This is a genomic window from uncultured Eudoraea sp. (genome assembly GCF_947490415.1).
In the GTDB taxonomy this organism is placed as follows: Bacteria; Bacteroidota; Bacteroidia; order Flavobacteriales; family Flavobacteriaceae; genus Eudoraea.
In genome coordinates this window covers 563,337-576,660 of the sequence record NZ_CANLGX010000001.1, presented here as the reverse complement: position 1 = coordinate 576,660, position 13,324 = coordinate 563,337, and the positions used below count along the sequence as shown (strand labels likewise).

Genomic DNA, 13,324 nt, shown 5'->3' with positions numbered 1-13,324 from the left:
TACTACCAAACACGAAAAAATTAGAAAAAGGTGATGTAATTGCATATTATTATAATGATAGGGAAGCCAAAATTAGAAGTTTTTAATCAACTTAATTGTCATGATATTAATATAAAACGAATGTACTGAAATCACCATAAAAGAAGATAGCAAACTGCATATGGTTTTATGAAAAGGGATAAGTATCTTTATTACGTATCAAAATCACGGTTATGCAAACACGCAAATTAGGTTACAGCGAGCTTTATCTTACAACCATTGGCCTGGGAACCTGGGCGATGGGTGGCGGAGACTGGAAATTTGGCTGGGGGCCTCAGGATGATATGGCTTCTGTCAAGGCAATTCACTCGGCACTCGATCAGGGCATTAATTGGATAGATACAGCGGCTATCTACGGACATGGGCATGCAGAAGAAGTAGTAGGCAGGGCAATTAAAGGAATCAGGAATGAAGTAATCATTGCAACCAAATGCGGACGGGTTTGGGAAGGTGACAGCCGGGAGATTGGTAAATCACTGAGAGCAGATAGCATACGGCGGGAGGTAGAAGCAAGCCTGAAACGTTTGGCCATCGAAGTGATAGATCTATACCAGATTCACTGGCCTGAGCCGGATGAGGAGATTGAAGAAGGTTGGGGTACTGTGGCAGATCTTGTCAAAGAAGGAAAAATAAGATATGGAGGAGTATCCAATTTTAGTCTGGAACAACTTAAAAGGGCGCAGGCCATACATCCTATCACCTCTCTGCAACCGCCCTATAGTATGTTTCGTCGTGAAATTGAAGAGGAAATTATGGCTTATTGTGGCTCCAACCAGATTGGGATTATTGCCTATAGCCCGATGCAAGCGGGGTTGCTAACAGGTAAATTTACCAAAGAAAGAGCGGCCGGGCTCCCTGAATCTGATTGGCGCAGCCGGCATCCGTTTTTTATGGAACCCCAACTGAGTGTCAATCTCCAGACAATAGATCAACTAAGGAAAATTGCGAATAAAAAGAAGATCTCACTGTCTCAGCTTTCCCTGGCCTGGGTCTTGCGAAACAAAGAGGTGACTTCGGCAATTGTTGGCGCTCGTAACCCGCAGCAAATTGAAGAAACTGCCAAAGCTGGTGAATTATCCCTGACAAAAGCTGAAATTGAAGGTATAGAAGAGATTTTGGCCTGGCGGATAAATAACTTATAAAATAGAGCCGGCCTTAAAAAGGATACGTTTTTATTTATGTAGTTTGAGTTAGTTTATAAAAGCAGGTGGGGACATCTGTTATTTTTGTATTTAATTAATTCTTTACCTTCTGTGAAACGAGATAATTCTCACGAACAATTTTTGCAGTTTTGTGTTCGCCCATATGATCCCATCCCGGAGGCATAACCACATATAATAATTTATTTTTTAGACCTGGGGCCTTATAAACATCTTTCAATAAGGCCACAATTTCTCCAAAGTAGACATCAAGGAAATTTCCTGAATCTATCTTTCGTGTAATTCCGTATTCAACTTTAATGGCCCTATCTTCATCCTGGTATGTTCCAAAAACCCGGTCCCAGATATTCAGAAGATTGCAAAAATTAGTATCCATATAAAGTGGGTTACGGGCATGGTGCACCCTATGGTGAGAAGGTGTTAGGATTACCTTATTTAAAAAGCCAAGCCTGCCATCTTTTATCAGGTTTTCGCCCACATGAATAAACGCCCCATAGGTACCGTCTATAAACATGATTAAGAACAAGAGTTCGGGCTGTACACCCAGCAAAATACAAACAGTTGTACGAATAGTATCTGCGTATGGGGCTTCTAAAAAGAAGTGGGCATATGTTACCGTAAGATTCATGTTTTCCGGGGCATGATGTGTAGAATGAAGACACCAGAACAGCCGTACTTTGTGGCCCCAGTAATGATAGAGAAAATGCCCAAACTCCCAAACTATGTAACCATAGATAAACCAATACCAGGTAAAACTGGTTTGAAAGGGAGCCAGATGTTGGAAAAGCCCAATACACAAGGCAACCATAGCAATGGCAATAAATCTGCCCACAAACCTATTAAAGATGTAAATAAGGAAGTTGACTTTATACACCTTGGCCTGAGGGTTTTTATAGATAAGCCCTAAAATAAGCTCAAGGATTACCAGCAATGGAATGATAGGAATTATAAGAGAAACAATTCCATCATAGGTTTTAAAGGCCTCGTAATCGCCTGCTTTTAGTAGTTCCAGAACCTGGGTTATGCCTAGAAAACCAATCAGTTCGTTGTAAAGTGTTTCCAGAATCTCCATTAAAACGATCTTGCCATTTGTTAAATTATTTTAAGAAGCCCGATTTCAAGATACTTTTTTAAATCAACTTTTCCATATGCCATGGAGTAGTTATTCTTAATAATTATTACTGCTATTAGCAGTTTTATATTTCATTAGGTCTGCTATCATCTTAGCCCTTTTTATTGCCTCAGAAGCTCTTTCTCCCTTAAAATTTTCATTAACCGTCTGATTCCAAAGCAATAGCCACCTTTCGAAATGCTCTGAAGTCATTGGTTCCTTTTTACTAAGTACAATATGTTTGGTCATGGGATTTCCTTTATACTTCATGGTATCGAATAATATGGTTTCCCAGAAGTCATACATAATTGGAAAATGTTTTTTCCAGTCTATATGAGCTATTTCGTTAAAAAAGAATCCAATTTTATCATCTTTAAGAACCTTAGCGTAAAACTCATTTACCAAATCCTCAACATCCTTTCTGCTTTCAATGTCTTTCATTTATTACTTAAACTAAATAAGATTTTAAATTATAATCATCATTTAAGATATCAAGACCAATCTTTATCTTCTATTTAATTCCCCGGCCCTATTAATTATATTTTCGTAAACATCTCTTCCCTGACCAATGACCTCAAGAACTTCTTTTTTTTGATGTTCATCATAAAACAGGGCTTTTGTATTAACCCATTCGGACAATCGATCAATGATCTTGATAAATTTTTTAGCTGGCTCGGCATGGCCTGCTGGCCTTCCTTCAAAATTGATATATACAGGATTTGTGTGCGCTCCTTTACAGCGAGCAGCAATCCAGCCAGAATCCTCCAATGTAATCTGGCTGGATACCTCTGTAGTGGTATGAATCACCTCTCCATTATATACTATTTCAAGGGGGATTTTCCCTTCAGGTGTGAGCGCCCTGGCATCTATTTGAAATTGAACAGGGCCCTTTATAACATTCAGTGTGCTTCCAGGCTGTTCCCCGTTAACCGTAAAAAATAACATAGGGCCAGTAGTTATAAAGCTTTTACCATTTTGTAAGTTCCTCCTCCAATTGGCCAGTGTGAAATCTTCATTTTCAAGATTGACATAAACTCGTGGAGTATCTTTAATTGCCCAGTCTGGCCCGGCGGTTGCCGCAATTTTAAAGCCACAATTCAAGATGTCATACCAAACTTTCATTTGGCCGCCATTACCCGCAATCTCTGCTATATGTACGTTTCCCAAGGCTATATCAACAGGCATTTCAAATCCGGTAGAGGGCCAACTGCTTTTAATTTGACCTACATTTTCGGTGAAATTACCAAAATGAGCAGCAATGGTAGTAGCACCCTGGGCCACTGCTTCCTCTAAAACATATGAATTAGGAGGATAGTCCGGGCCGCCTAATTCACCCAAAGCCCCCGTACTAATGGGCTGTATTAAAGAATTAAGGCCTATGAAAGCAAGATGACCATATGGATTGTTACGAAACTCTTCTCCATAAGTAATAATATGATCTGCGTTACTATAGGACTTCCTTATGCCCATTGGGAATTCATTGGCGTAAATAGCATGTGTATCCCATTCTCCTTTTAGTGTTAAAATGGAGGAGACATGGAGATCTTCTGCGCGGGAAATCAAAGGCCAGAATTTGCTGAATTGAACGGGAATACCAATATCTGTAGTATGTATGTGTGTTTGTCCGGAATACCAGCCAAGTTCAGGCATATTAATCCATCGTTCCAGGCCGATATTTACCTTCCCGTGCCCGGGCACTTCCACCTCTGCCGGCCTGTATTCATACCCATGATAGACCTTAGCTCTTTTGCCTTGCGGGCTTACCCCAAGTTCTGCGTTGCCCTGCATATAGAAATAGGGCCCTGGCTGATACTCCCAAAGTGCTGTATGCCAACCCCATTCCATGTTTCTGCTTACGGCATATGAAGGCCCCTTAATGGGAGTCCAGTAAAGATTCCCCTCCTTGTCACTCACTTCTATCCTTGCCGAGAGGGGCTTCCCGGTTTCTTTATCAGTAATTGAAAATTTGACAGATTCAGAAAAGGTTATGGCTTTATCAACCGGGACATTAACATAATCCGGGACAACAACGTGGGTAGGAATGCTGTCGGGCATAAGCACAAATGGTTTTTCATACATGGGAATACCCTTTACATTAAGTATTACATTTGTTTTATTACCAGGTTCATCACTAATGTTGAGGGTATTGGTTATTTGGCTTTCACGCAGCGGGGCCAGTACCACAAAAGTATATCTTGAAGTTTTGGCTTCTAGTGTAAATTGTTTGTTCCAGAATAAGATATCATCACTCGAATTGCTTTCCATGGTGAGCTCTGCTTTGGAGTTTCTTTTATTTTGAATTTCAACCAATAAAACTTTAAAGTGCCCTTGCTGAACTTCTAATGGAGGCGCGTCCCAAATGGCAGTTATAGATTGGTCAACAATAAATTTAACTGCAGGTTCTTGTTCAATTAAATTAGCAAAGTATACCCGGCATTCTTTGAGTAGCTGCTTTTGTTTGGACCTCGTCTTACTGATTTGTTTCATTACGGCATCAGAATTCATCAACAAATTCTGCTCATCTGTAAGATTGCGTATCTCCCAGGATTCTGCCCTGAGTTCTTGCCAGGTTTTAAAAATATTGGTCGCCGCAGAATCATTTATCCGCAACAGCTGTATGGCCATTACATAGTCATTTATTTCCTGAAGAACAGGATCTGGATGTCCATCATGGGCATAGGTAAGAGGCTCAAAAACAAATGTAAATACTATTGAAATGATAATTATGGCTGTTTTCATCTTAGGGCTTATAAAATGATTTTTCATCCACTATTAATGTGGTCAACTCAACGTTATGCCCCTCCGGGTCTTTGGTATACATAGAAAGAAAATTGTGATGGTGCTGGATGGTAAATTCCAAATTCATTGCCGTATATCTCCTTTTTGCCCTCTCAAAATTTTCGTTAGTAACGTTAAAAGCAAAGTGATCTATGCTAACTTTTTTGGAGGTCTGATCTATTGGTTTATCTGTTTTATTTGCGGGGAATAGCGCAAGGCCAGATTTATTGGCCAACATAAAAATGGGGAATGGCCCCCATTCTTTCAATTGGTATTTTTTAAGCCCAAGCGCACGTTCATACCATTCGGCAGACACATCCATATCTTTAACACGAATAGCCACATGATCTAAAAAACCAATCTTAAATTCTTCATTCCCGCTCATTTTATCAAGTTACACAAAAAGGGTTAATTTATTTCTTTCTTTATACAAGGCTTCACTAAAATCTTCTAGTTCCATGTGTAAAGCTATACACTTTGTATTTTCCTTAAGAGTATTTTCATTCAATTTTATGAGTTGAACTTAATTTACGTTTGCGTGAGAAATACCGATAAACAATGAATAATAATACCAGAATAACAACCAGACCAATTAATAAGACATAAAATACGAGATCTGCATTAGGGGAAATTATAAAATTTGCCAGTGCTACTTTGGTTGGTTTATCTCCCAAATTATTTCGCCTGTTCCATGTCTACATTAACAATAAATTCAATTAAACCTTTAAAATAGTTTTCTGCATCATCATACATGGCTAAATGACTCCCATTGGGGCAATGCAAATATTGTCCATTCTGAACTTCTGAAGCCATCCATTCCATGTGCTTTGGATCCATCGTGTCATGGGCGCCACCAATAGTTAAGGTAGGAACCGAAATTTTTGAAAGTTCTGCTTTAATATCCCAATTCTTCAACTTTGCATCCCCTACAACCCCAAATTCACTAGGGCCTTGCATGGTAACATAGAAATCCATATTTACATGGGCAAATGCCCGATTTACAGGATTTGGCCATTCTTCCAAAGGCATGCGCAACACATGTTCAGGATAAAAATTAGCATAGATTAATTCTGAATATCTGGGATTTTTATAATCCCCTTTTTCCTCCAAATCTCTGATTTCTTTTAGTATAGCTGCAGGAAGTTGTGGCCCGATGACTTCATTGGCATAGGTCATATAATCCGGAATAGAAGCCATCATGTTAGAAACAATTAACCCTTTTAAGTTTTGTTGATATTTCAGTGCGTATTCCATGCACAAGATGCCGCCCCAGGAACTTCCGTAGAGGTAAAAATTGTCTGAGTTTAAACCAAGTGCCTTTCGCACCTGTTCTACTTCATCCACATATCTGTCTACACTCCATAAACTGCTATCATTAGGCTGGTCGCTATAGAAAGATTCCAACTGATCATAATAGTAATACTCAATTTCAGCATTCGGGAAGTAAGAATCAAAAACTTCTAAATATTCATGTGTAAAACCCGGCCCACCATGAAGTAATAATACTTTCATCTTTGGATTGTTACCAACCCTTTTTGTCCAAACCTTAAATTCTCCTGCAGTGGTTTGAATCGGAATCATCTTTACCCCTCCGCTTAATTTATCATCACGACCAGAATAATCTAAATAACTGCTTGTTTGAACATTTGTCTTTTGTGCTTCTTGCTTATTGGTACAGCTTTGGAAGATTAGAAATAAGGAAATAATTAAGCTCAAATTTCTCATGGATTTCAGGTTAAGGTTAGTTATTAGTGAATTTCACATTTGAAGTGTTCAAGGTACTTAGCTATGTGCAATACATAGTTGTTCATTATTCAATCAATTTGCTATACATGTTGGTCGATAAGAATTGTATTTCCATCAGGGTCAATAACAACAAAACTCCCGGGGCCGGTTGTGCTTTCATCGGCTTCACTTTCCAACTTAATTCCTTTTTCTTTTAATTCCCTTTGAATTTCTCTCACGTCATCAAAATTTTTAAGTGTATTGGCCTCCGTATCCCATCCTGGATTAAAAGTCAAAATATTGTTTTCAAACATCCCTTGAAATAGTCCGATAAGTGATTTTCCATTCTTCATTATCAGATAATTTTTCTCGATCTCGCCTGCGAAAACCTTAAAACCGAGATTTTCATAAAATTCTTTGGACACATTAATGTCCTTAACACTAAGACTGATGGAAAATGCTCCTAATTTCATGTTGTTCCCTTTTTATGTTACTTGTATTTATTTGAATTTGATTAGTATATTATTTTCTAAGACGTGATAATTGCTAATGGCCCGGCAGTAATCACCTAACCCACAAAATCATACAGCTTATTCTATCTAAAATAGGGAAATTCTTTTAGTTTGTAGTTCTAGCACAATGAATTATAGCCATTGTTGCAGCCGGTTTTTATTCAGGTACTTCTCCATTTAATTGTCGGTTATACTCTTCCTCATTAAAATGACCTTTGGACTCCTGGACCAAACCTTCTTTATTCATTGTCCACTCTTCATAGCCACTAATTTTTACTTTGTTTCCGGTTCCACCCGGAACATTATTTGTTCCGGTTAGCGTCCAATAAAATCTTGTTTTATTCGATTTGGTTATTAAACTATCCATAGCAACAATCATATCGGGAAAAGCATCCATAAATCCTTTGGCAACATTTGTAATAGCTTCGGTTCCTACCGCCGGATCGCCATCATTAACCGTTAATGAGGCATCTGAAGCAAAAAATTCAGCAACCCTTTCAGGTTTTTGGCTACTCCAGGCACTGGCATATTCATTTCCAAAATCTATCAGGCTTTTTTGTTCCATTGTATTTTCTGTATTTGCATCAATTTGAATTGAATTTGATACTGATTTTTGAGAACTGTTTTTACAACCAAAATTTAATAAAATCAAAGCGATAAAAGACAGGTATTTTGTTTTCATAGGTATTCGTCTAAATTGGTTATAATGGTTCGACTATTTTTAATTCACCCAAATTAAAAGCGCAACAATCACTGCCAGTCCGGTAAAGAAGAAAATCCTGTAAATGAGGAACGCCCTTTTCCTTTCTTTTTCGGCACGCTCTCTAATACGTTTTATTATTTCAATCAGTTCTTTTTCCGGGCGGTTTTAAAATTCGGTCGATTAATTTTTTTATTTGATACCTGATAGATGTTTTCACGATTATTTTCTTTGAATTTTGGTCGTTTGGATGGACGTTGTGCTCGGTTTTGCTTTATCCGATTATTCATATCCTGAACATGTCCGGATCCACTCATAATTTACATTGGTTATTTTTTATACAATTATTTGGTGTTAACATAGTTTTGTTCAACTGAATGTGAACTAACTGTCTTGTATAAAAATCAGCACAGGTTCAAGACAAGAATTTGTTATCCAGAACTTATTTTATTCATCAAGTAATTCAACCACCTTAAAGTTAATATCTCAGTCATTTGATTTGGTCTATTCTGTTATTTTGAATGTTTTAAGCATGTTTTTACTTATGGTATTAGGCACCTCAGATATCAACGCATAATTTCCTGGTTTAAGATTTACCCGAAAATATGCGGTGCTGCCTGCCGGCATATCATTCACTCCGCCCAAAAATGTAATACCTTGTGGAGCAGGGGCTATAAGCCCTTTTGGATCTGCCCAATTCATCCAGCTTTCAAGGTCCTTAAGATCAACATTATCATCATATCTCACCAAATTTATATCATGCCCAACAAAATTTTCGTGCGTAATTTGGTCTATAAAAGTAACTTCAAATGATCGTACTCCTTTTAGAGGTAATTTTGTAGCGTCATAAGTAATACCCTGATCACTTGATATGGAAATGCTGAAATTTTCACTGGGTTCAGAATTGCCACTTTCAGAATTTGTCACAATAATAGGTTTAGACATGCCCATTACAGAGTGGAATTTTCCATTTTCCATTTTAACATAACATTCCATAACATAATAGCCCGGTTTCATGTTTAAGGTTGTGATTCCCGTTTCCCCGGGGGAAACCAGGCCGGAACCTCCTGAAAATACAATTTCTGAATACCACTCCGGGAGATTGCCAAATTCTTTTAGGGCCTCTTCGGGTTTTCCTTCATTAATTAAATCCATACCATTTTGGAACACCGGGAAAACTTCAACTCTCCCATCATTTATCGATTTATTTACCGGATATTTTTCCAATAAAAAAAAATGTGTTTCCTCAGATTTATTGATATACTTGAACGTATTCCATCCCGAGGAGATGGTATCGATGCTTTGAAAGTCCATTGCATTTGTAATAATTTCAACTACTTCCTCTTTATCCGTTTCTTTGATGGCATCTTTCTTTTCGGTTTTGCAGGCCTGGAAAATAAAAAATAGCAGTATAAGTCCAACTATTATTTTAACGCTTGTCAGATGATGTAATTTTTTCATATTACTGTTTGTTTGGTTGTTTCCAATTGTCAATGTTCCTTGCCATAACTTGGTTATAAAGCCGTCTGCGAAGCAGCGGGGGAATTAGACCGCTGGCATCAGGATTATTCCACAGCGAAATCAAGTGTAATAAATGTAAGAATTTTGAAGTAATAGAAAAAGGCCGCTATGAATTATAGCGATCTAACCCTTTTTATCGTTTCCCTCTTTGGTTATGGTAATATTTTGGTTTTGACCCGTTAAATGATCCACAATTTTATTTAGAGGGGATTTGTCTTCGGCGGTTAACTTACCTGCCACTGTAGTTAAACTTCCATCTCGCGCAGAAACGTAACTTGGTGAAAGTATTTCAACGCCGGCCTGGTTAAAAGCATTTAAAATATTTTTATGCATTTCAGAATAAATAAAAGGCATTTTTTTAGGTTCTGAGGTGTAGGCATTTAGTTCATAAGATACATAGTAATCGTCCAAACTGGTTTGTAATACAAAAGGCTTAGGTTCCTTTATAATAAACTGGGTATTTAAGGCGGCCTCTAACAATAATTCCTCCGCTGTCTCCCATGGCACATCATAGCCCAGGGTTACAGAAGTATACAGTATTATTGCCTTATCGTCTTCATTTGAGTAATTAACAATTGTCCCGGATAAGATCTTCGCGTTTGGAATAGTTACTTCCTCTTTTTTAGTGGTTCTGATACGGGTCACTAAAATTGTTTTTTCAATGACATCCCCTACAATCTGATCAACTTTTATTCGATCACCAATTTGAAAAGGGCGCATATAGGTGATAACAATTCCCGCGATAATATTGGCAATGGCCGATGTGGAACCAAAGGAAATAAGGGCCCCAATAAATATTGAGATGCCTTGAAAGGCAGCGGATCCCGAGCCTGGTAAATAAGGAAAAATTAATATGAGGGCTAAGGCATAGATTAGTATTGCGAGGATCTTCCCAGTTGGCTTAGCCCAATCTTTATGGAAATTTTTAATTTTAAACCTTTCTATTTCAACATCATTGGCAATTTCGCTGATAATTCTGACAAAATATCTTGCGAAAAAGGCAATAATCAAAATGAAAAATAAGGATGGAATAAATTCTACAAAACCAAAAAAGACATATTTAACAGGTTTTGCGATATAGCCATAAAACAGGTTTACTACATTTTCTGCCCAGGGGAAAAAGCTAAACATAAATGGTGCATAAATAATAAGGGTAATTGCAATCACTGCAATACGCAGGATATTTGAAATAAACACGAAAATATTGGCCGTGTCTTTGGGTATAAAATATTTTAAAATATTGGTCTTTTTTCTTAAAAATTTTTGCTCAATTTTAGACAATCTTAAATTTATCTTCCTAAAAACCCAATTAATAAGTTTAATATATAGAATTAAGACAACCAGTAACAGCACAAAATACCCAATACGAATTGCCCATTCTTTTGTAGTTAAGTCTTCGGTGCCCTTTAAACCTTTATTTATAAGCTCTAGCCTGGCCTTAGCCAGAAGAAGCGTGGTAGTTTTATCACTTACAGCATCTTGTAAAGTGGTAACTAGGGCCAAATCATTGTTAAACATTATTTCAACCAATTCATTATTTTGCCTAAGCCACAAGCTATCAAGCAAAGGGTTATATGCTGCCGTAAGCCTTTTTAACCTTAATGAAGCCTCATTTGCCCTAACTTCAACGGGGTAGGTTTCTGTGCCATTTTTAAAGTAAAACAGGGTGTCATTATTTAAAACCACCGGGGCTTTCTTAAGAATCTGAACAGGTTTTTGAAGGCTTAAAGTGTCCTGTGCGCCTAAACAAATGTTTGATACTAAAAGAAGCAGGAATATTTTTCTAAACAACATAAATAAAGATTGGCATGTTAAGTTATTGAAACTTAGAATTGAAAATAAGGAAAAAATAAATACTTGGTGCTAATGATCCTGTTTATCTGGTATTTAGTTGGACTTTCATTCCAATAATTTAAAGTATAAGATTCAAGGCTGCCACTAATAATTACCAATGGTCCAGGCCATGAATTAATTGTTGGGTCAAATGTTTTTGTTTAAAGGACACCTATGTGCTGCTAAAAATTAACAAATCATTATCTCCTCTTGTCCATTTATTCCCTTTGCAGGCAGGCTGCAGGGGACACGGTTATTTTGTGCTACAAACAGCTTCTTATTCAGGAACTAAATTTAACGGCACAAAAAAATGAAGCAGGTTTTTCCCAAAGAGATCCTGGAAAATACCACAGAGGTACACCGGTTTAAGCACAGCACAAAAAGTAAGGTCATATATCTGCTCCTGCTTTTACTGCTGTTGGGGTTTTTTATGACCCTTCCTTTTCTAAAAGTAGATGTGGTTGCCACCGCCAGGGGAATTATTAAACCCAATAAGGAACGCCTTGGGCTTAGCCTTATAACCTCTGGCCAGGTGCTTTATAGCGACCTTGCCAATAATAAAAAGGTAACAAAGGGAGACACTCTTTTGGTGCTGGAGAATCGGGGGATAGACCAGAAACTCACCCTTTCTGCCTTTCAAAGCCAGGAAGCTCTTTCCTATATTAATGACCTAACGCTGCTTTTAAATCAAAAAACTGTCCGGTTTACAGAACTCTCTTCACCTAAATATCAAAAGAGTTACCTGCAATACCATCAAAAACTAAGTGAACTTAAGATTCGGTTGCAAAAGATAAAACGAGATTTTGAGCGGTACAAACTTTTATATGAAAAAGGGGTAATTGCAAGGGCAGAATATGATAATTACAAATTTGAATTTGACCTGGCTGTATCTGAAATAGTGCAGCACAGGAAACAGCAACAAAATTCATGGCAGGCAGATTTAACCCTGTATAACAATACCCTGAAAGAGTTGCAGGCTAATGATAACCAACTGGTGGAACAAAAAAGCCAGTACATCATCACCGCCCCGGCCAGTGGCACCTTGTTAAATGTACAGCAGCAGGAGGCCGGTAATTTTGTAAACGCCGGAACTGTGCTGGCTCAAATATCTCCCAGCACCTCTTTACTGGTGGAGTGTTATGTGAGTCCGTCAGACATTGGACTCATCAAAGAAGAGGATCACACAAACTTTCAGATAGATGCCTATAATTACAATGAATGGGGTCTGGCTACGGGGCATGTAATGGAGATAGGCAGAGACATTGAATTTTTAGAAGAGCAATCTGTTTTTAAGGTGCGCTGCAGCCTGGACCAGAAATACCTTCTCCTAAAAAACGGATTTAAGGGAAACCTTAAAAAAGGGATGACCCTGAACGCGAATTTTAAGTTGAGCAGGCGAAGCCTGTTTGAACTGCTGTACGATAAAATGGACGATTGGTTAAATCCGGCCAATAATTCTATCGCTCACTAAAATTTTAAATCTGAATGCAGGCGTTATGCGGTGTATGTCATGATCTTAGCATAGATCAGATCATCCAGGTGCGCAATGGAGGGTTTATAACTAAATGTGTAATTAAAAATTAAAAAAAATGGAAGAATTGACTTTATACGAATTGAGAAACACAGAAGGGGGAGTGCTAATTGGTCCGCCGCCAAGGTTTATAATAAATGTTTCCATAGCGGTGGGCAAGACTGCCAACGCATGGTGGAGTGGATTTAAAAATGGAACGGAATTGTTTTAATTTAATAAAATCATAAAGAAAATGAGGAATTTAGATAAAAATGAATTGAAAAATATAGCAGGCGGTTATAAACCTGCCTGGTATGAAATATTGGCTTTTATGGCGGGAGATATGGCCGGAAGAGGTCTTGATTTTGCCCATGGATTTTGGGATGGGATTAATGGGGTTGATCAACATTAGATGAATAGATTTTAGTATTATAA

13 protein-coding genes are annotated in these 13,324 nt (G+C 37.8%); 4 read left to right on the top strand and 9 right to left on the bottom strand.

The window, feature by feature from the left end; all coding sequences use genetic code 11:
- Positions 1-212 precede the first annotated feature (212 nt).
- The gene (locus tag Q0874_RS02540) at positions 213-1,181 is read left to right on the top strand and encodes an aldo/keto reductase (RefSeq protein WP_299158978.1); all 969 of its coding nucleotides are present in this window, start codon (positions 213-215) and stop codon (positions 1,179-1,181) included.
- Between the two features lie 94 nt (positions 1,182-1,275).
- On the opposite strand, the gene Q0874_RS02535 is transcribed toward Q0874_RS02540, so the two are convergent.
- From Q0874_RS02535 to Q0874_RS02495, 9 genes are all read right to left on the bottom strand, one after another.
- Entirely contained in the window at positions 1,276-2,271 is a 996-nt protein-coding gene (locus Q0874_RS02535; RefSeq protein WP_299158975.1) for a sterol desaturase family protein, read from the bottom strand.
- Positions 2,272-2,367: 96 nt separating this feature from the next.
- The gene (locus Q0874_RS02530; RefSeq protein WP_299158972.1) at positions 2,368-2,751 is read right to left on the bottom strand and encodes a group III truncated hemoglobin; all 384 of its coding nucleotides are present in this window, start codon (positions 2,749-2,751) and stop codon (positions 2,368-2,370) included.
- Between the two features lie 63 nt (positions 2,752-2,814).
- Positions 2,815-5,049, bottom strand: coding sequence for a CehA/McbA family metallohydrolase (locus tag Q0874_RS02525; protein ID WP_299158970.1), 2,235 nt, complete (start codon positions 5,047-5,049; stop codon positions 2,815-2,817).
- 1 nt (position 5,050) lies between these two features.
- Positions 5,051-5,473: a VOC family protein gene (locus Q0874_RS02520; protein WP_299158967.1), complete on the bottom strand. Its 423-nt coding sequence runs from the start codon at positions 5,471-5,473 to the stop codon at positions 5,051-5,053.
- A gap of 290 nt (positions 5,474-5,763) precedes the next feature.
- A complete protein-coding gene (locus tag Q0874_RS02515) occupies positions 5,764-6,813 on the bottom strand; it encodes a proline iminopeptidase-family hydrolase (protein ID WP_299158964.1) in 1,050 nt (349 codons plus the stop codon).
- 101 nt (positions 6,814-6,914) lie between these two features.
- Positions 6,915-7,286, bottom strand: coding sequence for a VOC family protein (locus tag Q0874_RS02510; RefSeq protein WP_299158961.1), 372 nt, complete (start codon positions 7,284-7,286; stop codon positions 6,915-6,917).
- Positions 7,287-7,482: 196 nt separating this feature from the next.
- A complete protein-coding gene (locus Q0874_RS02505) occupies positions 7,483-8,007 on the bottom strand; it encodes an ester cyclase (RefSeq protein WP_299158959.1) in 525 nt (174 codons plus the stop codon).
- Positions 8,008-8,529: 522 nt separating this feature from the next.
- A complete protein-coding gene (locus Q0874_RS02500) occupies positions 8,530-9,486 on the bottom strand; it encodes a hypothetical protein (RefSeq protein WP_299158956.1) in 957 nt (318 codons plus the stop codon).
- A 183-nt stretch (positions 9,487-9,669) separates the two neighbouring features.
- Entirely contained in the window at positions 9,670-11,340 is a 1,671-nt protein-coding gene (locus Q0874_RS02495; protein WP_299158953.1) for a mechanosensitive ion channel family protein, read from the bottom strand.
- Positions 11,341-11,689: 349 nt separating this feature from the next.
- Between Q0874_RS02495 and Q0874_RS02490 the strand changes: the two genes are divergently transcribed.
- The 3 genes from Q0874_RS02490 (at position 11,690) to Q0874_RS02480 (ending at position 13,301) form a co-directional block, all read left to right on the top strand.
- Complete coding sequence (locus Q0874_RS02490) at positions 11,690-12,850, top strand: HlyD family efflux transporter periplasmic adaptor subunit (protein WP_299158950.1); 1,161 nt, start codon at positions 11,690-11,692, stop codon at positions 12,848-12,850.
- Positions 12,851-12,968: 118 nt separating this feature from the next.
- Positions 12,969-13,121 carry a hypothetical protein gene (locus Q0874_RS02485; RefSeq protein WP_299158947.1) on the top strand — a complete coding sequence of 51 codons (153 nt, stop codon included), beginning with the start codon at positions 12,969-12,971 and terminating at the stop codon, positions 13,119-13,121.
- Positions 13,122-13,142: 21 nt separating this feature from the next.
- Positions 13,143-13,301, top strand: a complete 159-nt coding sequence (locus tag Q0874_RS02480) for a hypothetical protein (protein ID WP_299158946.1) — start codon at positions 13,143-13,145, stop codon at positions 13,299-13,301.
- The last annotated feature ends 23 nt before the right edge of the window (positions 13,302-13,324 follow it).